Source organism: Euzebyella marina (assembly GCF_014855515.1).
In the GTDB taxonomy this organism is placed as follows: Bacteria; Bacteroidota; Bacteroidia; order Flavobacteriales; family Flavobacteriaceae; genus Euzebyella; species Euzebyella marina.
The window spans coordinates 110891-133228 of sequence record NZ_JACYFK010000001.1 but is presented as its reverse complement, the minus strand read 5'-3'; the positions used below and the strand labels follow the sequence as shown (position 1 = coordinate 133228).

Sequence of the window (22338 nt, the reverse complement as noted above, 5' to 3'; positions counted from 1 at the left end):
CCTAGACAGATAAAACTAATCATTTTTGCCATTATCGAACTGTCTAATAATCTGCACAGTATTTTGAATGTTTCTTTTTGATGATGCTCCAAAAAGAATTGATTGAATATTCGGCAAATCACAGACATACTCTAGTGCTTCCTTAGGATGAATAGCTCCCCCGCCTAAAACCTGCATTGCAATACCCCTAAACTTTTTTGATTTAAGAGTCTCAGTATAAATTTCTTTACCACCGGACATTCTAAAGTTAGCACTATTGATTGAGGTGCAAATTATAGGATTTTCAATGCCTAATGACTCTAACTTCTCTACCATTTTAGGAAGGTTCATAGTAATGAATCCCGGTTCAGAATTATATTTTTTAATTACATAGTCATGAAAACCTTTTAAGACATCATCCATTCCCAAACCTAGAAGCAAATCTGTAATAACATTTTGAAGAAAAATGACTGGGGTATTTACACCTTTAAACATTTTCATTTCAGAATCAATCAATAACTCCATAATTGAGATATAATCTTGAGATACTAGGGCCTTACCTCCTTTAAACATTGATCCAAAGAAATTACCTGGCATGTACTGCTTCAAGGTACCTTGTATGCCAAGTTCAGTAACGGCATTGGCATATTTATGGGCATAGGGCATACAGGGATAGATATTGAAGTCTTTATATTTTTCCGGATTTTCTCTGATGGTTTCGCAAACAAATGATATACGGTCGTGTGTTGTACACATGAATGTATTGATGCCAGAATTGATAGCGTCGTCAATTGTATTCATAATGACCTTATTGTCCTTGAATTTTATAGATTGTTCAAGCGACTTTACGTCTGAGATGTGGTTAACTGCAAAAAATTGATTGTCTCCGTATAGTATTCTTTCCATTATAGTTTTGTTAGATGGTTTGTCTTAATTAATGAAATGGCATTGTTCGTATTGACAGCACTTTGAAAACTGTTTATACTGTGTGGCCCCTTATTTTTTATGGCTTTGATAAAATAATCGATCTGGGCCGAATATTCCTCTCCCCGAAGGTAGAAGTCTACAGGTGAAGCTAGTTCCGTAATGTATTTTATATTCCATCCTTTTTCATATCCTGCCAAATTTGTATTGTCTTGAACGAAGAGTCGAAGTTCACTGGCGTTGGAAGTGATTTTACCTTTGGTGCCCCAAATACTTATTGAAGTTGACATCTTACGATAGGTTTCGTCACTCCAGTTCACTGATAGTACGCCACTTATATTGTTTTCTAGTTGTAAAACCGAGTATACCGCATCGTCAACATTTTCAGAATATATAGACTTTAGAATAGTTCCGTCTGCCTTTTTAATAGGGGCTAGAATGTTATTTATTAAATCTATGACATGTGCGGCATAGTCCATGAGGCAGCCACCTCCTTCATCAGGTTTTGACCTCCAAGTCTTGTCTTTTTTCTTGGTAACTACTGGTCCGTACGCCTCACCAGCAAAGTGATAGATTTCACCGAGTACCCCTGATTCAACTATTTTTTTTACTTCCCTAAAGGTTCCAATAAAATGATTATGATAGCCGACTTGATTGATTAAGCCTTTTTCTTTGGCAATCTTAGCCAATTCTTTGGATTGTGCAGGCTCTATGCAAAATGGTTTTTCACAAAAAACATGTATTTCATGATTTAAAAGTTGCTTTATCATTTCATAATGATACTTAGTTGGAACCGCCACAAAAGCAGCATCGGGCCTTTGTTCGTTAAGCATTTTAGAAACTTTCTTATAACATGGAAATTGTGTATATTTTTTCAATGCTCCAAGCACTATTGAAGATGTATCACATACACCGACTACTTCAACATCTTTATGTGCTCCAAGAATTGACAAATGTGATATTCCCATTTTTCCTGCACCTATTAACGCTACCTTTACCATAATTTTTTATTTGATTTTTTTTATATATAAGACATGAAGTATCACATCCTTGAAAAATTTCATTTGATTTTTAGTATTTCTTTTAAATATTTCTGGTCTTAGAAAAATGCGAATAAACCATTCAAGTCTAAGTTTAATCCATATTTTAGAGGGGCGCTTACTGTTTCCTGCATACCAATCAAAAACATTTCCTATAGTACTTATTATTCTGGCATTTACTAAATCTCTATGGAAGTAAGCCCATTTTTCTTGTTTAGGTGCAGTAAGTCCAACAAACAAAACATCGGGTTCGAAATCGTTTATTGACTGTACGATAATGTCATTATCTTCAAGAGTGAATTCACTTTTGAAGGGAGGAGAATAAAATTCGACTGTAATGTTCGAATACTCTCTAATAGCTCGACTTTTAATTTTTTTTAAGGTTTCTTCGGAAGAGCCCATGAAAAAGATTCTCCACCTATTTTGATCGGCCAATTTCATAAAGTGATTAAAGCAGTCTTCCCCAGCAATTTTTTTGATGTTCTTTCCATTGATCAAAATTGACCCGATAGCTATACCCATGCCATCTAAAACAAGTACATCAGTCTTCTTTAAAGCTTCCTCAAATAAATAATCGGATTTGGCCAAACCATAAGAATTTGGGCTAAAAGTGTTAATAAGTACTTTGTCTATATTAGGTTTTATTACATCTAAGGAAGAAGAGAAGACTTCATACCCAAGCACATTAGTATTCGAAAAGGATGGAAGGTTTGATTTCATATAGTCAGGTTTATCATTTTTCACAAGCTTTAATCAAAATATCAGATAGCCTTTCCTCAAATTTTTCAATTGTGAAAAGTTCCTCGAATCTTTGTTTTCCTGCTATGCCCATTTCTTTTCTAATATCTGGTCGATCTGCAAGAAGTTTCATTCTTTCTGCCAGTTGCTGTGAGTCTTTCTTCGGGACTAAGAAGCCTGTTTTCTCATTAACTACTATATCAGGAATACCACCTTCTGGGGTTGAGATAATGGGTAGGCAATGTTGCATCGCTTCTAAATTGACAATACCAAATGTTTCGTAGTGGTAAAATGTAGGAAAGATGAATACATCTGACTTTAAATAAAAAGACTCTTTCTCTTTATTATATTTTGGTCCATGAGCAGATGCTACATCGCTGATGTTATTAAGTTTTAAGTAATTATCAAATTTTATAGGGGTAATATCTGACCAACCACCTACGAAATGGCAATGGAAATTAACCTTATCATTCTTTAATTTTTTTATAGCATCTAACAGGATATAAACACCTTTTTCTTCAATCATATTTGAGAGAAAAAGAAAATTGCAGATCTTGTTTTGTTTCTCTACTTTTTTGGAGCAATCATTCTCGGATATTGGGATGCCATAAGGGCAATAAAATACGTTTGTTTCGCTTACATAACGACTGACATCCTTATACAAATGTGGTGAAAGCAAAATGGACCACGTGTCTTTGAAGGCATATTTGTAGAGCCAATTATTCAATCTATTTTGACTTGCCGCTGCAACACCTTTGTTGTGAAAATGGTAAATGATCTTGGTTTTACGTCTCTTTAGCAAGTAAACTAATACCAGGTCTTTGTAAAAGCCCGGTCCACTAGCGGTTAAAGACATGTGACAAAGTTGATAATTACATTTTTTGAGTGTAAGCAAGACATTTTTAATGATGGCAAAAAAGGTTACTATTTTTTTAAAATTTCCTTTGCCCGATAGATTGAGTTCTTTATTGGTTGCCAGGTTTATATAGGTGCCATCTATTTTATTGTTGATTCGATTACTGTTTTTAATATAATTTCCTGCCATTGCAGCACCATGAACAGGGGGAGGGAGATGCATTAAAAACAGAACTTTTGGTCTATATGTGTCATTAATTGTCATATATAAATAAGTTTTACGTTGGATTGGAATAATCAGTAATTAAGTAGGGTATAGGATAATTTCTCAAATATCAAATATTCATTTACTTAATAATCAAACTAACATGCTTTAGTTTTTAAGGGCAAATTCCACAGATTCTATAATACCTTGGGCAGCCATTTCATGATTATACTCTTTCACCAAATTGATAGCGTTCCGAGAGAACTCGCTTAACTTGTTTTCATCTTCTAATAATAGACATACTTCAGTTGCCCAGATATCAGTGTTTACTGGTAGAATAAGGCCATTAACACCATGTAAGATTAAATCGTTGGCGACGCCAGCAACTTCTGTTGTAACCACGGGGGTTCCGCTTGCACATGCTTCATTCGCCACGATACCCCAAGGGTCATTAAGAGTGGGGAACAGAAAAACCTTGGAATCCGCATAGTAAGCAGGTAAACAGTTTTGATCAAGAAACCCTTTAAAATCATAATCGATTTTTGCTTTATCAAGTTCGTTCAACATCTCATTCTTTAAATCTCCGTCTCCTAAAATCAACACCTTCAAAGAAGGTATTTGACGGCGTATTTTTTTTGCTACTTCTACAAATAGCAGAGGTAATTTTCTTGCAATAATTTGCCCTGAAAACAAAAGATCATATTTCCTATCCTTCATTTTTTTACCATTAAATCTTGAGTTATCGATACAAAGGCAGCTTTTAAACATTTTTTTGTCAGATACGCCATAACTTCTGTACAAATCAAAAGCCCCTTTACCCGGCCCTACGAAAGCCTGCGTTCTTTTGAAAACTTGCTTTCTTATTAACTTTTGGATTTTAGAAAAGTCTTTTTCCGATTCTAAAGTGCCATCGTTATAAACTACCACCTTTCTTTTTTTAAGAATACACCAAAACACTGCATAAAGCATTGTTGGTTTAAAGGCAGTTATTATTAGCACATCAGGGTCAAGATTGTTCAGTAATTTCCAAACTTGGGGATTGTTATGTCTATAGGTCTTTGATCTGTCCGCTAGAAAAAATTTTTCATAATTCTCAAGTTCAAGGTTCCATGTTCTATTTGGTTCTAATCTCGCACAATAGATCACTGAATATTGGTATGAATTTTCGATTCCGAGCTTGAGGTGCATTTTTTCCCTATAAGGGCCAGGAACTTGTGTGAGATATGTGATTTTCGGTTTGGCATAAATCATTTAGTTGGTTTTGAAGTTTTCGTATATGAAAGGGAATAATGTCTTTAACCAAAGCTTAAGCATAGCAGAGGGTAAATGCAGGGGGAAGTGACGTTTAATAAAAGTTAAGTATTCATTATATGCAAGGCCTTTCGGACTATATAGATATTGGATTCTTTCAGATAATTTGCTGCTTGATGGTTTCCAGTTCTTTCCATGATCATCAACACAACTGCCTAAAACGCCAGGAGCTACTACTACAGCGAAACCATTTCTTTTTGCATTTAAAGTATAATCGTAATCTGCAATTCCGTGAGTATAGCTTTCTGATAAAATGCCAATTTTTTCCTCAATTTCTTTAGGTACTAACATAATGTTGGCATTTCCTAAATCACAAGGCATGGGTGAAATTTCATTATATACAGCTTTGCTTTTTGGACCGAATTTATTTTTTAGTTTCCAACCTCCATATGAGATTTTACCTTTGTCATCTATAGTGCTTCCTATGATTATAGCTTGCTTTTCTCTTCTGTTTAGCCAATCTTTATGTGTGTCGATTAATGTTCTTACCGCATCCTTTTTTAGAATTGTATCATCATTGAGCAAAAAGTAAAAGGTCGGTTTAGATACCTTCGCTTTATTCCAAGTGTAACGCATTCCACCCGCCCAAAACAGTTCTCCAGTGCCTTTAAATAAATGTACTTTTGGGAAATTAGATTTTATGTGATTTGAAGTGCCATCCTCAGAATTATCATCAGTCAAGAAGATATGCAACTCTACTCCAAGAGGTAATAGTTGCTCATAAATACTCTTGAGGCATGCAGAGGTTTTATCCTTTCTATTATATGAAGTAATTAAAATGGCTATTCTCATTTACTTATGTGTAATTGTTTGTCTTCATAATTTTTATTGCGGAAATAAATATTGCTAGAAGAAGCAATACGAGCATAAAATAATTTACATCTCGTATAAATTGAATTTTCAATTGATTAACCAGAAAGAATGAGAACATAATGGTAAAGCCTAAAATTAAGTCTACTACAAATGAGCCATGTTCTTTAAATTTCCAATAGGTGACAAGACCATTATATATTGCGTAAAAAAACAGTATTGTTAGGCAAAAAGAACCTACACTTCCCCAAAGAACATAAGAACTTAAATAAATATTATGGTAATCTGCGATTCCATCACCTATGTTGTCAACTGGAAAATGATTCGATCTATACTCATCAATGGTGCTAAAATACCCACGGCCAATTAAAGTGTTAGCTTCTTTGACTTCATTCCAAGCATAATCAAAGACATCTCCTCGATTCATCTCCTCACCACTTATAAGTTTCGAGATAGTTAGGCGTTCGAAGTCAATACTCTTTGATCTTTCCAAAAAAACAGAGAAATCGATTACATGAAATGTACTGTTAAGTAAGAGAAGAATTAGTATAAACATAGAGAATCGAAAAAGAACAAGAGTCTTTACTCTACGACCTAAAATAACTAAGGCAGTTAATAAAATGAAGGGTAAAAGTAGCATTGAAGACCTAGTTGCGGTTAGCACCATTGAATAAACAGAAATTGGCATGGCAATGAGCACCAATACGTATAGCTTTTTACTTTGAGCGTATAGAGAACCACTGATGAAAGAAGGAAAAAGAATGGCAATGAAAGAGACGCAAAATTCGGCATAAGCTTCAAAATTTCCTAGGGTAGCTGAACTACGAATGATTCCAAGTTCGTAATCAACATTGTCAGGATTCAAAGGAAGGAACGGCAAGTCATAATTGATGAAAATATAACGTTGATTTACAGATACGAGAAATAAGTAGTAAAAGAATAAGGTAAGAGCAATGAAGATGGTAGTTAATTTGTTGGCCGTGAGATTAATTTTTGATGTGAAATAAAAAAGATAAAGAAGTAAAGAAAAAGCCAGGATTGATTGCACTTTAAATGTCAAAGGAAACTCGTTACCCGCCCAAACACCTAATAATTGAAGGAGCCACCACAGAAACAGTACTTTCAAGAGTGAACTCTTTAAAGAACTTGGCCCTAGCGTAGTAAATTTACCTTTTGCTAAATAGACCACTAAAATTGCTAGCGACGCCGAAATATTAAAATTACCACCATACTTGGCACCAAAAATGAAAAAATTTCCAATGACTAGTTGAATCAAAAAGGAGGTATAGTCTTCTCTCTCAAGCCAAAAAATGAATAATATTATCAATGTCGCCAAAGCCACAATATTGACAAAAACAGGGTAAGTTGCATCGGTCAGACAACCAAATAAAGTCATCAAAATGATACTCAAGGTTAATAACCATGTAGGAGACGAGTGGTCTCTAACCTGTATAATTTTTAAGCTATTTGTCTGTAGTATCATTCAAGTTTTTTCTTTTAAGACAACTGTCGAACAAGACTATTGTATAAAGCAATATATTTATCCGTTTGTAGAGTAAGTTGAAATTTTAATCGTGCATTTTCAGCTATTTTTTGGCCATATTTCGCCATCCCGATTTCATCGCAATTCAAAAGAGCTTTTTTGAGACCATCCACAGTTATCTCTTTGCTTAAAAACCCATTCTCACCGTTTGTAATGGTCTCTTTAATTCCGCCCACTTCAAACCCTACTACTGGAGTGCCACAACAGAGACTTTCTATCATTGTATTCGGCAAATTATCTTCAATGCTTGGGAGTATAAAAAAATCGGCAGCATTATAAACTTTGCTCATCTGAACTTCATCGCTGATTCTTCCTAAAAATGTGATATCTTTTGTTGCTCTAGAATTTTGAACTTCCCCAACTGCGACAAAGTGATATTTAAGAAGCAAATTGGGGTCTTTTACAAGGTCTAAAACAAGATTAAACCCTTTTCTCTTATTTCGAAGGCTCTCTGCAACAAAAAGGACTATAGGTTTATTTGTAGACATCTCTAAACTTTTTGCACATTCTTTTTTGTTTAATGGCTTAAATATTTCGGTGTCTATACCATTTGAAATATGAAAATGCGAGAATTTTCTCAGGAGTTGTGAATCTTTTGATTTTTGATACATCCAAAATGATGGCGTTACAATGGTCAATAAATTCTTAGATAATGGTTTGAAAGCCCTTCTTTTAAAGTCATATTGCTCGTCGTCAAGACCATTGAGTTGAAAAGCATAAGCTTTTTCATCTAGTTTGTAGTGAAAACCGCCTTGAAAGGGGTTCATGTCATGTAAGGTCCAAACAATGGGCTTTTTAATGTTCTTAAAAAAACTAGGCACATCAATAAAATTGGCTACAAAGTGCAGGTTTATAATATCGCAGTGCTGAATAGCCTCATGGTTGGGTAGATCAATATAAGAAGTGTTGGCAAATGAAAAATATTCAAATTTTTTCTTGAATCTCCTAATCTTAAAGTCATTCGACTGCTCAAGATTAGGAGGTAAGCCCATTTTCTTTAATATTCGAGCTGCCAAGTCAATTAAGTATAGCTTTTTAGAATATTTAATTTCATATTTACTTTCAGACCCTTTTTCAAGAAACAAAAATCTACTGTCATGACCATCTTTCTTCATTTGGTCATGAATTCTTTTTGCCGCTTTTGCCGCCCCACCACTGCCGAATGTTGAGATATGAGTAATTTTCATGTAAAAAGGAATCTTTCTTTTAAAGTTTTCTAGTCATATATTGTCAGACTTCATTGGATTTTTTTCATTATGGCCTAGCAATTGTTCTTCTGACTTTATCTCTAATTCGTTTACTTAATGGAGGTTTTTTCATAAATCTTTTTCTCATATGATATTTCTCATACTCCATATTAACCTTGATATTAACAAAGATGTCAGGTTGTTCTTCCCATGAAAAAGTCTCTTGAAAATGATGTTCTGTTGCTTCTCCTTGATAATGAACACCTTGAGTGCCTATGTTTGAGGTTAGATTTACAGCAGGTACTACCGCAAGCCCTTCATTAAAAAATATGCTAAATTGCCACTGATAGTCCCAAGTTTTTTTATTTGGCATATTAACCGAGTGAAAATTTTTGAGCCAAAATTTACTTATTGATTTACTTTGATATAATTTTTGTAATGATTTGTCTTTTTCAAACTGAGGTAAATCTTTAAGGTCGTAATCATATTTTTTCCAAGCCCGTTTCCAAGTAGCCCAACCCCAAATATGTCCTATAAGGCTGAAGAAATGGTCTCCTTTCCCAACTTCGAACTCAGGGTTCCACCTGGTTCCAGAGATGTGCATAACTTTATGGTTATCTCTATATTGATTTAGCATTTTGCTGCAAAAAGTAAAGAAAGAAGGATGCGGAATTACATCATCCTCAAGAATAATCAATTCGTCAACAAGCTCAAATGATTTGGTAATTGAGTCTGACACTGCAAGCGCACAGCCTTTATTTTCATCATAATAGAGGCGCTTAACTTCGCAATCCCAGTCAATATTCTCTTTTTTAAACATTTCTCTGCAGGTCATTACCTTTTCAAATTCACCTTCAACATAATTCCTTGGCCCATCTGAAGAGATAAAGAGTTTTTTCGGCTTAAGATTTTTTATTTTTTCGAAAACCTTCGCCGTTGTATCCGGGCGATTGAATGTTATGAAGAGTAAAGGTGTTTTCATATTTTTTTTTGAGTGGTAAAAAATTTTTCAGGTATGAATAGTAAAGCTTGTGCTCTAACACCAAAAACCCATCTTTCTTTGGGAATTAGAAAACCCAATAATATAACCGAAAATTCTGCAAAAACTGTAGCAATTGCAGCTCCGAGTATCCCGTAGCGAGGTATAAGAAAAAGATTGACGAGGATATTTAATCCTGCTAAAGTTGCTTGTCTTATTAATACCATTTTATTAAAGTTCTTGGTCTGTAGGATTGCAATGGTGATTAAATTGAGATATACGAAAGGGATTGTCCAAATCAAAATGTCAAGAACATTTGAACTGGGATAATAATTAGGACCGTACAAAAGATTTACTATAAATTGAGACAAAGTGTTAACAACTAGTCCCAAAATTATTAGTGCGAAAAAAACGTATCGAATTAGTAGAACAAGTACTTTTCTATCGGAATTAAAATTCATGCCTACAATTTTTGGAAATACCGATTGGACAATAAGAACAGGAATGAAATTAAATACTTCTGCTAGTTTTACCCCTACCGAATAATAGCCAACACTTTCTTCATTTATTAATGTTTTTAACATAACTTGATCAATACGCATTCCAATAGAGACTGCAATACTTGATAGAATAAGAGGCCAGCTATCCCTTAATAACTTTTTTGCAATGAGTTTTCTGAATTTCCAATTTTTAATATTGTTTTTTTGAAGTTTATAAAATAAGAATAGCCCTAGGGCAAGTATAATACTCTCAACAAGAAAAACCATTGCGAAATACTGTAAAGGGGCTTTTGTAACTATTAATATAACCTTAAGAAGGCTAGCTACCCCTAAAACAATAAAGTTGGTATAGACGACGAACTTGGATTTTACTTTAGCCTGAAAATAGAAATCGATTACATTGAAACTTTGAAAGATAGTTGAAGAAGCAATGATAAACACTAAGATTGATGTAAGTTTATCGCCATCTATCAACACAATAGAAACCCATAAAATACAGATGGTAATAGCCGCCCCAATTATTTTTAAGAAAAATGCAGTGCCCAAGAGTATGTTGACATCTTTCTCTTTGCTTTTTACAATATCCCTAATGACAACACTATTTAGGCCAAGAGTAGCTATAGCTCCGAAAAGGCCCACTAAGCTATAGGCGTAGTTTAAAAGGCCAAACTTTGAAGGCCCAAGATACCTTGCGACCCATACACCAACAAGAAGACCCACGACCATTCTAATAATCTGTTCGCTAAATAGCCAAGAAGTGTTAAATGCATATTTTTTAACACCTTCATTCATGCTTAAAGCTTTTATCTTATTTAATAGAAAGTTTTGTCTTTTTTCGTGCATGTATATAAAAGCTCCATTGAGCTTAAATCAAAATTGTTGGCTATTTTCTATGTTGCAATGTCATCGAGAAATTTTCAATTTCATTAATGATTGTAATATGCTATCTTACTCGGTACTTGGCCATAATTGTCTCCATAGCCTAGAGTTTTATACCCTCTATTTTTTAAACCATTAAAAACAATGAAGACCTTGTTTATCATTTGCAGATTTTTACTGCTGTCAAGTATTCCTACCAATTCTTTTGGCGTATATGCGTGTTTGACAACAAATAAAGTAAGGTCGCAATGGTTTGCAAGAACATAGGAATCAGTAGCAAAACCTATAGGCGGGGTGTCAATAATAATATAATCAAATTTATTTTCTAGATACCCGAAAAGATTATTTAAATCGAAGCCCAATAGCAAATCTGAAATTTTGGTGTTGGCATTATTAGCACCACTACCTATAATGAATAGATTGTTAATATTCGTTTCTTGAGGCAATTCTTGCACTTGTGTTTTGCCGTAAATAAAGCCACATATGCCTTCGGATTTGTATTTTTTAAATAAAGGGGATGACTGTTTTTTGTGAAGGTCGAAGTCTATTAGAACTACTTTGTTGCCCGATGATGCTAAACTGAGAGCAAGATTCTTGGAAAGAAAACTCTTTCCTTCGCCTTCAATGCTTGAGGTTACGGTAATTTTCTTGATGTCTTTGGAAGTTCCATATAAACCCAATGCTAACCTAAGATCTCGAAACTGATTAAGATTATGTTCATTGTATGCTATTGCAGCTTTACTTTCTTTTTCATATTGATGCGTGATTTCGGCAATAATTGGAATTTGAGTCAATTTTTCAATTTCATGTCTAAAAAGAATCTTATTATTTAGTCCTTCTTTTATGACGATAAAGCCCATCGCCAAGCATAATGATATTAGAATGCCCATTGCATAAACCATTTTAGGATTTGGGCTGACAGGTAGAGGCGATGCCTCGGCTTTATCTACAATTCTTGTGTCTTCTAGAGTGGGGGCATAGGCTAAAGCCGTTTCTTCTCTTTTCTGTAGTAGATATGAGAAGAGGTCTTTCTTAATTTCTTCTCTTCTTTTAATTTCTAAAAGAGCACGTTCTTGTTCGGGTAACGTTTTTAGGGCCGAATTGAATTTTCCTGAATTTCTATTTAAATTTCCTAAACTCGCATTCAGATTGACCTGTTGATTTTTGATATTTTCTAGTATACTTGGCCGAATCTTTTCAATTTCATTAGTAATTGAAAGTAAAATCGGGTTGTTTTCAGCAGTAGTCTTTTTTAGCCGCTCGTATCGAATTTCTGAATCGTAAAGTTTCTCCAATAGTTGACTTAAAATAGGGTCCTCAATGCCCAAGGTAGAGGGCACAAGGCCACCTAATTTATTTTTAGATAAAACATAATCTTCAACTTGGTCTAAAACAGCCATTTGCAGACGAATGTTTTCAATTTTTCGATCATTTTGTCCGGCATCTTGTAAATATAGTTTTCCCTGTTCGCTTAAATCTACTGCACCTGTCGATGATTTGAATTTCTGAACTTCGGCCTCTAAAGAGTTCAGGTCGTTTTCAACACTGGTCATTCTATCTTCAATAAAAGCCAATGTGCTTTTGGCCAAATAATTTCTATCAGCTAGGGCTTTCTGGTTGTATGCTTTGATTATCTCATTTAAAATAGTCTCACCTCTTTGAGGTATTGCGTCTCTTATAGTGAGATTGACAACAGTAGAAACTTTATCGGTTGTATTTACTTCTAGATTTTCAATGATATTATTAGTTACATTTTTTACGTTACTAATAGTGAAGTATATAGGGTTTACTGTTTTTTCTATTTGAGAGTTACTGGCGGTGAAAATTAATTCCCCCAACGGTATTCTTACCCATTTGTTCAATGGGTAAGTTTTGTTCTCAATAGATACCGTCTTTTGTTCGGTATCAAATTGAAAGAATATTTTTTGTTCAATTTTTGGGTCTATTTTAATGCTATCTGAATGTCTAAACCTGATTTGAATAGGTGAGGAGTGGTATGCCGACTTATCAAAAAATCCAGTCTCTTCAAATTGCGATATGTACAGGGATAAACTATCAACAACATTACTTATTACCTCTCTCGACCTGATTATTTCAATTTCGTTTTCTAATATCTTTTTAGAATCAAATAAATTTATTGCTTCTATTATTTCTGAATCATCGACCCCTTTTCTTTCGTCTTTTATCATCATTGCGGCAGAAATTTCGAAAAGTGGCTTTTCGAATTGCAAGTAGCTCCAGCACAAAATCATACAGAAAACAAAGAGCATTATAAAAATTGGCCAAAAGGGCAGGTACTTGCCCAAGAGGGCCAAGAACAAGTTGTCTTTGGTTTTCATTGAGTTTGCATCGGTCATTGGGTGATTATTCATTATCTGAAACTTGAAATAGAGATTACCATTAATGACAGAGCACTAATGACCACAGGTAGCCACTGAGTTGCACGTGAGGTTGTAGCAACTTTTGACTTGCTAGGTTGTACATAAATAATATCGTTTGATTTTAAATAATAGAAAGGTGATGTAAATAATTCATTGGTTGTAAGATCAATTCTTCTTGTCTTTTTAATACCTCCTTCTTCACGAATTAACAAGACATTATCTCGCTTAGCATATATGGTCATATCGCCTGCTAGTCCAAGCGCCTCTAATAAGGTCACCTTTTCATTTGGGATACTTAGAACTGAAGGGTCGTTAACTTCACCCAGGACTGAAACCTTGAAATTTAGATATCTTACATCAACAATTGGTTCTAATAGTAATTTTCTATCAACTAATTGTTGAGTTATGTATTCGCGTAAAGCCTTTTTACTTATTCCTGCCGCTTCTATTTTTCCTAAAAAAGGAAAACTTATAAACCCATCTTGGTCGATGAGATAACCTGAGGCTTGTGTCGTTTTACCTTCAGAAGAAGAGCTTTGGGTTGCGGTTAGATTAGATACATTGAACATTTCAGCAGCTTCGGGATTAAGACTGCTAACTGAAATACTTAGAATGTCATTCTTCTTAAGAATTGGTTCTTGAACCTCGAACTCATCTAAGAATTCCAAATTGCCAACATTATTAAAATAAGTCGCTTTTTTAACATTGACACAAGAACAAAGTGCGGCAAGGGATAAGCAGATAGCCAGAGAATTAAAACTACATCGTTCTCGAAATTTTGTCAATAGCGATGATAGGAAGGTTTCCTCGATAAATTTCATGAGTATAAAAAGTTTGGTGGGGGAAGTGGTATTATGATGGCCAAAGTAAGATTAAATTTTTTATTGAAAGTACATATCTTAAAAGTATAGACAAAACACCTTAAATGTGGATGAAATGAATAAAAATGGTATTAAACTTTCAAATTGAAATTTTTTAATATTTATAGTATCAAATTAAAAATCTCTTTACAAGTTTTACTGTTTCAAGATGAAGAAATCATTAATTGCTTCTTTTTCCTATAAAATATTTCTTGATGGTTTTTTATGGAGCGGTTTTATTGCTAATTGTACATTTTAATTTTGGAATTAACATTGAATTTTATTTAGCAATAATTGTGATTCTAATTCTTGAGATAGAAAAAAATAAGGTTTTAACTTTTTAAGATTTGACACTTTTTTAGAAAGGCCTCAGTAAAAAGTTCGTTTTTATTTGTGAAGATAAATAGGGCTATAATACTATGGCTAGTGGAAATTTCTAATCTTTTATTCAAGCGAAGTTTAGCTGATTCATTCAACATTCATACTTATGATTTGAAATTTTTTTCCCTTAAATTCGGGCATGAACTCCATCCTAATTCTTTTTGCCCATCCCAAATTCGAGCAAAGCCGAACCAATAAAATGTTGGTAGGCGAAATAGAGAAAATGAAAGGCGTGACCTTTCATGATCTTTACGAGCACTATCCCGATTTTCATATCAATATTTCTTTTGAAAAAGAGCTGTTGGCGCAGCACGATATTGTCGTTTGGCACCATCCGATGTATTGGTACAGTTGTCCGCCATTGATGAAGCAGTGGATAGACCTCGTTTTAGAGTATAATTGGGCCTACGGGCCGGATGGTAAGGCCCTTTTGAACAAAAAGTGCCTCAATGTAATCACTACGGGAGGCTCTCGTGAACTCTATTGCTCGGAGGGTAGCAACCACTATTCCGTCAATGAATTTTTAAGACCCTTTGAGCAGACCGCACGACTTTGTGGTATGCAATACTTGCCCCCGTTTGCCATTATGGGAACGCACCGCCTTTCTGACGATGAACTTCTTGACATGGGCAGGCAATACGCTCAAATGCTGCAGTTTTTGCAAGATGACTGCTCCCCACAAGCAATGAAGGATTGTTCTATGTTGAACGATTTGGAACAACTTAATACCTAGTTTCATGACGGGAAGTATTCTTTTTGAGGCTATCGTTTTTTTGGCAGGGGCCTTGATATGTGTTCCTTTGGCCAAACGGCTCGGGCTTAGTTCGGTTTTGGGCTATCTCATGGCGGGTATATTGATTGGCCCTTATGTACTGGGTTTTGTCGGAGAGGAAGGGGAAGATATTCTCCATTTTGCGGAGTTCGGAGTGGTTATGATGCTTTTTCTCATAGGATTGGAAATCGAACCCAAGAACTTCTGGAACATGCGTAAGACCATTTTGGGCATGGGGGGCGCGCAGGTACTAGCTACCATGCTGGTGGCGTACTTTCTATTTGATATGATGGGATACTCGTATGAGGTTTCCCTAACTTTTTCAATGGCGGTGGCCCTGTCTTCTACGGCCATTACACTCCAAACACTTAAAGAGAAGAATCTTTTTGAAACCACCTACGGGGCATCTTCTTTTTCCATCTTGTTGTTTCAAGATATCATCGTTATTTTCATGTTGGGCGTTATTCCGTTGTTGTCTTCTATGGATACAGCTACCTTACCTGCAGAGGAGCATAGCGACCACGCCAATCTTCTGGAGAATTTACCGTTGGGTTTACAGACATTGGCCATTATCGTATCAGTTGTTTTAATAGTCGTTGCGGGCCGATACCTTTTTGTACCCATGCTGCGGAAAGTGGCCATGACCAGGGTTCGGGAATTATTGACGGCTTCTGCCTTACTCATCGTTTTTGGGATATCGTTTTTGATGGAATTGGTAGGATTGAGTCCTGCACTGGGTGCCTTTCTAGGCGGGGTGGTTTTAGCTACGAGTGAATTTAAGCACGAGCTGGAAAGTACTCTCGAGCCTTTCAAAGACCTATTGTTGGGTCTGTTTTTTATTGCGGTGGGGGCATCCATCAATTTTATTGTCATCAAAGAAAATCCATGGGGTATTGGCGGACTCCTCTTTTCCATCATTCTTTTAAAAGCATTGGTATTATACGCTGTAGGAGCGCTTTTTAAACTCAAGTTAGATCAACGATTGCTTCTGACCATAGGCCTAGCACAAATTGGTGAATTTGCTTTTGTTCTGCTTTCGTTTGCTTTTCAACTGAACATATTGAGTGGTGAGCAGATGGATACCATGTTAGTGGTAACGGCATTGACCATGGCCTTGACGCCTATATTGGCAATGATGAACGAACGGCTTATTTTGCCTAATATAGGTACTCGGGAAACGGAGAAAAGGCCTATCGACCATATTGCCAAACAGCATAAGGTTATTTTGGTGGGATTTGGTCATTTCGGAAGCACCATTGGGCGTTTTCTGCGTTCGCATGGTATTGAGGCGACCATTCTTGATTTTGACTCCAACCGGGTCGATTTTCTAAGAAAAATGGGTTTTGAAGTCCACTATGGTGACGCCACACGCATCGATTTGTTGGAATCTGCGGGTATTGCCGATGCCCAAGTGCTGATAAGCGCATTGGATCACCCTGCCACTACGCGCAAATTGATTGAAATAGTCAAAAAGAAATACCCAAATGTTGACATGATGGTCAGGGCGAAAAATAGGTACGAGGCCTATGAACTTTTGAATATGGGGGTAGAGAATATTTACCGTGAATCGCTCGATACTTCGGTAAAAATGGCCAGCGACGTACTCAGTAAAATGGGTTTTCGCAAATATACGCTCTATCGTCAGGCACAGAATTTTATTAAGTTAGACGAAGAAAGCCTTCGCCGCTTGGCTGCTGAACGGCCCAAAGATGAAAAGGAATATATTTTTAAGGCTCGCGAAGAAATGGCCCAACAAGAAAAGGTAATGGACCAAGACTGGCAACGGGGCATTTACCAGAACGACAATCATTGGGACAGTGAGCAAATGCGTATGGCCGCTGCTGCCGCTAATCGAAAGAAGTCTAACAAACCATGAAATGAATTTAGACCGAAACAAAAAAGCCGCTATCGATTTTTATCGAACCGCTTACGAAGGTAATCCGAAGAAGGCGATAGAAATTTATGTGGGAGAACAGTACATACAACACAACCCTCATGTGGCCGACGGTAAAGAAGGTTTTATCGACTATTTTGAAAGAATGCAAAAGGAATATCCTTATAAAACCATAGAGTTTGTTCGCTGTATTGCGGAAGGTGATTTAGTGGCTCTGCATACTCGCCAAATCTGGCCAGGCAACGACCAATACGTTACAATGGATTTTTTCCGGTTTGATACCGAAGGCAAAATCTGCGAACATTGGGACAGTATTCAACAGATTCCCGAGACTTCTGAAAATCCTAATACCATGTATTAGGTCACTTCTGACTAATAACTTCGGTCAGCCAAAATACCGTAATGTTAACTTTCCATTATCGGCTACCGTGCGCTGTGTTACCAAAACATTAAATGCGCTGATTTTTCATTTTCAATTTACGTGTACGAGCGCTTTTATGTGTCCTCTTAATAGGAACATATAATAGTTGAATTTGAAAACTAATGAATTTATAAAGCTTCTCGAGAAGCATCAGGCCGGTCTCACCTCACCTGAAGAAGACCTTTTGGTGCAAAAGTACTTTAAGGCTAAACTAAAAGATAGCGCCTCGGTACTTAGTTCTTCTAGTGATGCTGCCAAAGACCGAGTCAATATCCGACTTCAATCTTCCCTGTTCGGGGCTAAGCAACAAAAATCTACCTTCCGTATTCCTCCTGTATGGGCCGTAGCAGCTAGCATTGCTCTGCTATTCGGCCTTTTTATGGTTTTCAACGGCAGTAGCGACCCAGAAATTCAATGGGTGCAGACTGAGTATGGTCAGAAGAAAGAAATCATTTTGCCAGATGGTTCTAAGGTACTACTGAACTCAGGCAGCCGCATTGAATTTCCAACATATTTTAAAGGTGAAAAGCGCGAAGTGAATCTCGTTGGGGAAGCTTTCTTCGATGTACATCGCGACACCCTGCATCCCTTTGTAATCTCGACGGAAGGTGTAAAAACCCAAGTGCTAGGTACTTCTTTTAACGTAAACGCATTTCCTGAAAACGATAGTATTTCTGTAAGTGTGGCCACAGGAAAAGTAAGGGTCTCAAACCAGAAAGGTGTCAACGAAATATTACTGCCCGACCAACAATTGCATTACCATAAAAATACCCATGCCTTTAGAAAGGCACAAAAAAATGCCATGGTAGACCGGGCATGGACGCTTAACACCATCCACCTTGATAATAAAACAGTTAAGGAAGCAGTGCAGATCATCGAGCGCTGGTTCAACATTAAAATAGAAATGCCCGAAGGTGACCTTGCCGATAGAAAAATCATGGGCAAGTACCAGAACCCCGAACTGCAGCAAACCTTTGAAAGCCTCAGTTTTCTACTGCAAGCAAAATTTGAAGAAATAACCCCTGAAACCTATCGAATAGTTCCTTAACAACCATAGCCTATGTAACATCAACCCACAAAAAAGCCTTTTCTACGCCAATAGAAAAGGCCGAAGATTTCACTAAAAGCCTGAAAAACTAATAGAAAACCTAAAATGAAAATAAAAATACTAAAAATAAGAGTGAAGCCTAAAATGTTGGCTTACCTGCTTCTTTGGTTCAGTTTAAAATCGCTGGCCAGTCCTTTCGATGTGCCCTTCGAAAAATCGAAAGATGATATCAAGATTACGCTTTCGGAAAAAAGTAGGACCCTAATAGAACTTTTCGATGATATCGAATCATCATCTGAAGTGTCTTTTGTTTATAATAAAAATGTAATGGAGCTAGGCCAAAAGCGCAGTATCGATTTTAATGACACCCCTTTGCCTTCCGTTATGCATGAAATCTCCCAAAGCTTTCCTATTCAATATAAAATCATCGCAAATACGGTAACCGTAACATTAAAAAGTATCAATCAAGACCGTATCAAAGTTTCTGGTCAGGTACTAGATGGTGAGGGAAATGCCCTTATGGGGGCCAGCATCATGGAAATGGGCTCTCAAAATGGCGTAATCTCCGATTTTGATGGAATGTTTACTATCAATTTACAACGCGGCGGCACCTTGGCATTTTCGTATTTGGGCATGGTGACCCAAACCTTGGATATTTCCGAGCCACAATCAAATTTGGTCGTTCAGCTCAAGTCTGATGAGCAAATGCTTGAAGAGGTGGTCGTTGTGGGTTACGGAAGCAAAAGCAAGGAAAAGCTGATCGATGCGGTTACAAAGGTAGATGTTTCGACCATTGAGAACCGACCGCTTTCAAATGCCGCCAATGCGCTGCAAGGGGTAAGCCCAGGCCTGAACATTTCGCAAACCAGTGGCAAACCTGGTGAATCGCCAAGAATCAATATTCGCGGCTTTACATCGATCAATGGTGGTTCTCCCTTGGTTATTGTCGATGGGGTAGAGGGCAACATCAATAACCTGAACCCCGATGATATTGAATCAATAAGTGTTCTGAAAGATGCAGGTGCTTCTGCCATTTATGGGGCGCGTGGTGCTTTCGGGGTGGTTTTGGTAACTACCAAAAGGGCAAAAGAAGGCAATATTACGGTGAACGTAAGCAACACTACGGCTTTCAGCTCCCCAACGATGAATACCGATTTTTTGACCGATCCTTATAAATCGACTATGTTGGTCGATGAAGCTTTTAGAACAGCTGTTGGGCGGTCGTATACGGGGTATAGCGAGCAAGATTATGCCGCTTTGCTTGAAGTTTCTCAAGACCCTTCATTGGCCAGGGTCGTAATCGACAATAGAAACGGTAGGGATCAATATGTTCATTACGGCGCTACCGATTGGTGGAACACCTTTTTTAGAAAGAACGCTCCATCTAACATAACCAACGTTTCCTTATCAGGAGGTTCCGAAAAAGTACGGACTTTCTTTTCGTACCGCAATTACCAATCGACCGGAATCTTAAAGGTGCAAGATGACATTTTTAAACAATACAACCTTCGTGGTAAATTGGAGGTAGATGCCAATGATTGGATTACGTTTACCAATAACATGCAATACAACCGCTCGAGCGACCTGCAGCATGGCGGTAGCCAGTATGGTGATTTTGCCAACCCATGGGGTAGCTTATTGTGGGTACATGCGCTTCCGGCGTACATGCCGACGAACCCAGATGGTAATGCTCTTTGGCGAACCGAATTGAACAATTATACTGTCGGTGATGGTGTGTATGCTGCACTTCTGCATGGTAAATCTAAACAGGAAACCGATAATCAAGAGTTTTCCAATATCGCCACTGCGGTTATTAGTCCGTTTGACGGTTTTGATATCACGGCCAGTTACGCCCTGAGAAAGCAGACCTATAACAGGTATCAACGTTCAACAAGAATTCCGTATTCCATATTTGTGGGTGAGGTCGGTACCATGGGTGCCGATAGGTTGAGAGAATACAATACGCAGTCAAGCTATAATGCCTTTAATATATATGGGGAATATAAAAAGCAACTGGGCAACCACTTTTTAAGCGGTATGGTCGGGTTCAATCAAGAATCGTACGAAACAAAAAGTATCGAGGCCACCAAAATGAACAGCATCAGTGACGATTTGAATTCTTTAGGGTTGGCCACCTCCAATGCCGAAGCCAACGGGAGTGCTTCCGCATGGGCGTTGCAAGGTGTTTTCTATCGCTTGTCCTACGACTTTAAAAAGAAATATTTATTGGAAGTAAATGGAAGGTATGACGGATCTTCAAGATTTCCCTCCGATTACCGCTGGGGTTTCTTTCCATCAGTTTCTGCGGGTTGGGTAGTATCAAACGAAGATTTTTTGAAGGATATCAATGAAATCAGCCAGGTGAAATTACGTGCCTCTTACGGGTCTTTAGGTAATCAGAATATTGCTGATTATGCCTACATCCCCACTTTAAATAAAGATATCGATACCGGTTACGCCATTGACGGTTCTACTTTAGACTATATCGAATCGCCTAACTTGAACCCTCGGGCCATTACTTGGGAAGAGGTAAAAACCCTCAATTTAGGTACAGACCTCTCTTTCTTCAAAAATAGGCTGTCGGTCAATTTTGACTGGTTTCAGCGTGATACCGAAGGCATGCTGACCAAGGGGGCTACTTTGCCAAGTGTATTGGGTGCACCTTCACCACAGGAAAACGCGGCAGATTTACAGACGAGAGGTTTCGAGCTTTCATTGGGTTACAATGATTATTTCGATTTGGGCAACGATACCTTCGATTTCTCGATTGTTGCCAACCTATCTAATTCAAAAACCAAGATTACCAGATTCGATAACCCGAATAACAGCTTGTTGGATTTTTATGAAGGAATGACCATTGGTGAGCTTTGGGGCTATAATGTGGACGGTCTTTTTCAGACAGAGGAAGAAGTTGCGGCCCATGCCGACCAAACACGTGTCTCTAACCGAATTGTTGCTGCTGGAGGGCTTCAACCCGGTGATGTCAAGTACAACGACCTCAATAATGACGGGGTGATCGACGAAGGCGAGAATACGGCCGAAAATTCAGGAGACCGCCGTATTATTGGAAACACCGCTCCTCAATATTTGTACAGCTTTAAGGTGAATGCAGGTTATAAGGGATTTGATTTTTCCGCTTTCTTTCAAGGGGTGGGCAAGCAAGATTGGTATCCGAATACCGATTCAAGGCTTTTTTGGGCCATGTACAACAGACCGTACGATTCTTTCATTAGAAAAGATATGGTCGATGATATTTGGACACCTGAAAACACCGATGCCTATTTTCCAAGATTATTCGGTTACATAGCCCTTTCTGATAACGATGCACTTGGTGCCGTCAACAATAGGTATCTGCAAAACGTCGCATACCTAAGAATGAAGAACGTTACCCTTGGCTATACTTTGCCCAGCAGTATATCCGATAGGCTTCCGTTCAATAAACTACGGGTGTATTTCAGCGGTGAAAACTTATTGACCTTCAGTAAGCTCACCGATTATATCGATCCCGAAGCGGCGAGTAATTCGGTAAACTTCAATGCCCCATCTACTTCGACCAATAGAAGTACGGCGCAGACGATACCCTTTTCTAAAATTTACTCTTTAGGTATTTCATTACAATTTTAAAGTCTCT

17 protein-coding genes are annotated in these 22338 nt (G+C 37.2%); 5 read left to right on the top strand and 12 right to left on the bottom strand.

The window, feature by feature from the left end:
- Window positions 1-15: 15 nt before the first annotated feature.
- From IL356_RS00550 to IL356_RS00495, 12 genes are all read right to left on the bottom strand, one after another.
- Window positions 16-885 carry an aldo-keto reductase family protein gene (locus IL356_RS00550; RefSeq protein WP_121847727.1) on the bottom strand — a complete coding sequence of 290 codons (870 nt, stop codon included), beginning with the start codon at window positions 883-885 and terminating at the stop codon, window positions 16-18.
- Complete coding sequence (locus IL356_RS00545) at window positions 885-1904, bottom strand: Gfo/Idh/MocA family protein (protein WP_121847728.1); 1020 nt, start codon at window positions 1902-1904, stop codon at window positions 885-887. The genes IL356_RS00550 and IL356_RS00545 overlap by 1 nt, the downstream gene beginning before the upstream one ends.
- A 6-nt stretch (window positions 1905-1910) precedes the next feature.
- A complete protein-coding gene (locus IL356_RS00540) occupies window positions 1911-2687 on the bottom strand; it encodes a WecB/TagA/CpsF family glycosyltransferase (RefSeq protein ID WP_205601274.1) in 777 nt (258 codons plus the stop codon).
- Window positions 2677-3801 carry a glycosyltransferase family 4 protein gene (locus tag IL356_RS00535; protein ID WP_121847729.1) on the bottom strand — a complete coding sequence of 375 codons (1125 nt, stop codon included), beginning with the start codon at window positions 3799-3801 and terminating at the stop codon, window positions 2677-2679. Before IL356_RS00535 ends, IL356_RS00540 begins: the two co-directional genes overlap by 11 nt.
- Window positions 3802-3909: 108 nt before the next feature.
- Window positions 3910-4992 carry a glycosyltransferase family 4 protein gene (locus IL356_RS00530; RefSeq protein ID WP_121847730.1) on the bottom strand — a complete coding sequence of 361 codons (1083 nt, stop codon included), beginning with the start codon at window positions 4990-4992 and terminating at the stop codon, window positions 3910-3912.
- Window positions 4993-5844: a glycosyltransferase family 2 protein gene (locus tag IL356_RS00525; protein ID WP_121847731.1), complete on the bottom strand. Its 852-nt coding sequence runs from the start codon at window positions 5842-5844 to the stop codon at window positions 4993-4995. It lies immediately after the preceding gene.
- Between the two features lie 4 nt (window positions 5845-5848).
- The gene (locus tag IL356_RS00520) at window positions 5849-7345 is read right to left on the bottom strand and encodes an O-antigen ligase family protein (RefSeq protein WP_121847732.1); all 1497 of its coding nucleotides are present in this window, start codon (window positions 7343-7345) and stop codon (window positions 5849-5851) included.
- A 14-nt stretch (window positions 7346-7359) separates the two neighbouring features.
- Window positions 7360-8520, bottom strand: coding sequence for a glycosyltransferase (locus IL356_RS00515; RefSeq protein ID WP_192466524.1), 1161 nt, complete (start codon window positions 8518-8520; stop codon window positions 7360-7362).
- Between the two features lie 139 nt (window positions 8521-8659).
- Window positions 8660-9574: a hypothetical protein gene (locus IL356_RS00510; protein WP_121847734.1), complete on the bottom strand. Its 915-nt coding sequence runs from the start codon at window positions 9572-9574 to the stop codon at window positions 8660-8662.
- Window positions 9571-10863 (bottom strand): flippase, encoded by a 1293-nt coding sequence (locus IL356_RS00505; protein ID WP_162987807.1) that lies wholly within the window; start codon window positions 10861-10863, stop codon window positions 9571-9573. The genes IL356_RS00510 and IL356_RS00505 overlap by 4 nt, the downstream gene beginning before the upstream one ends.
- 134 nt (window positions 10864-10997) lie before the next feature.
- Window positions 10998-13322 carry a GumC family protein gene (locus IL356_RS00500; protein ID WP_121847736.1) on the bottom strand — a complete coding sequence of 775 codons (2325 nt, stop codon included), beginning with the start codon at window positions 13320-13322 and terminating at the stop codon, window positions 10998-11000.
- Window positions 13322-14152 carry a polysaccharide biosynthesis/export family protein gene (locus IL356_RS00495; protein WP_121847737.1) on the bottom strand — a complete coding sequence of 277 codons (831 nt, stop codon included), beginning with the start codon at window positions 14150-14152 and terminating at the stop codon, window positions 13322-13324. The genes IL356_RS00500 and IL356_RS00495 overlap by 1 nt, the downstream gene beginning before the upstream one ends.
- 559 nt (window positions 14153-14711) lie before the next feature.
- Between IL356_RS00495 and kefF the strand changes: the two genes are divergently transcribed.
- From kefF to IL356_RS00470, 5 genes are all read left to right on the top strand, one after another.
- On the top strand, window positions 14712-15305 hold the full coding sequence (gene kefF, locus IL356_RS00490) for a glutathione-regulated potassium-efflux system oxidoreductase KefF (protein WP_121847738.1): 594 nt from the start codon (window positions 14712-14714) through the stop codon (window positions 15303-15305).
- A 4-nt stretch (window positions 15306-15309) separates the two neighbouring features.
- Window positions 15310-17220 (top strand): monovalent cation:proton antiporter-2 (CPA2) family protein, encoded by a 1911-nt coding sequence (locus tag IL356_RS00485; RefSeq protein WP_121847739.1) that lies wholly within the window; start codon window positions 15310-15312, stop codon window positions 17218-17220.
- A 1-nt stretch (window position 17221) separates the two neighbouring features.
- On the top strand, window positions 17222-17599 hold the full coding sequence (locus tag IL356_RS00480; RefSeq protein WP_121847740.1) for a nuclear transport factor 2 family protein: 378 nt from the start codon (window positions 17222-17224) through the stop codon (window positions 17597-17599).
- 172 nt (window positions 17600-17771) lie between these two features.
- Window positions 17772-18707, top strand: coding sequence for a FecR family protein (locus IL356_RS00475; protein WP_162987808.1), 936 nt, complete (start codon window positions 17772-17774; stop codon window positions 18705-18707).
- A 105-nt stretch (window positions 18708-18812) separates the two neighbouring features.
- Window positions 18813-22331, top strand: a complete 3519-nt coding sequence (locus IL356_RS00470) for a SusC/RagA family TonB-linked outer membrane protein (protein ID WP_121847742.1) — start codon at window positions 18813-18815, stop codon at window positions 22329-22331.
- Window positions 22332-22338 lie beyond the last annotated feature (7 nt).

Coding starts and splice junctions, on each gene's coding strand:
- IL356_RS00550 (WP_121847727.1), bottom strand. CDS start 885: ATGGAAAGAATACTATACGGAGACAATCAATTTTTTGCAGTTAACCAC.
- IL356_RS00545 (WP_121847728.1), bottom strand. CDS start 1,904: ATGGTAAAGGTAGCGTTAATAGGTGCAGGAAAAATGGGAATATCACAT.
- IL356_RS00535 (WP_121847729.1), bottom strand. CDS start 3,801: ATGACAATTAATGACACATATAGACCAAAAGTTCTGTTTTTAATGCAT.
- IL356_RS00530 (WP_121847730.1), bottom strand. CDS start 4,992: ATGATTTATGCCAAACCGAAAATCACATATCTCACACAAGTTCCTGGC.
- IL356_RS00525 (WP_121847731.1), bottom strand. CDS start 5,844: ATGAGAATAGCCATTTTAATTACTTCATATAATAGAAAGGATAAAACC.
- IL356_RS00520 (WP_121847732.1), bottom strand. CDS start 7,345: ATGATACTACAGACAAATAGCTTAAAAATTATACAGGTTAGAGACCAC.
- IL356_RS00515 (WP_192466524.1), bottom strand. CDS start 8,520: ATGAAGAAAGATGGTCATGACAGTAGATTTTTGTTTCTTGAAAAAGGG.
- IL356_RS00510 (WP_121847734.1), bottom strand. CDS start 9,574: ATGAAAACACCTTTACTCTTCATAACATTCAATCGCCCGGATACAACG.
- IL356_RS00505 (WP_162987807.1), bottom strand. CDS start 10,863: ATGAATGAAGGTGTTAAAAAATATGCATTTAACACTTCTTGGCTATTT.
- IL356_RS00500 (WP_121847736.1), bottom strand. CDS start 13,322: ATGAATAATCACCCAATGACCGATGCAAACTCAATGAAAACCAAAGAC.
- IL356_RS00495 (WP_121847737.1), bottom strand. CDS start 14,152: ATGAAATTTATCGAGGAAACCTTCCTATCATCGCTATTGACAAAATTT.
- kefF (WP_121847738.1), top strand. CDS start 14,712: ATGAACTCCATCCTAATTCTTTTTGCCCATCCCAAATTCGAGCAAAGC.
- IL356_RS00485 (WP_121847739.1), top strand. CDS start 15,310: ATGACGGGAAGTATTCTTTTTGAGGCTATCGTTTTTTTGGCAGGGGCC.
- IL356_RS00480 (WP_121847740.1), top strand. CDS start 17,222: ATGAATTTAGACCGAAACAAAAAAGCCGCTATCGATTTTTATCGAACC.
- IL356_RS00470 (WP_121847742.1), top strand. CDS start 18,813: ATGAAAATAAAAATACTAAAAATAAGAGTGAAGCCTAAAATGTTGGCT.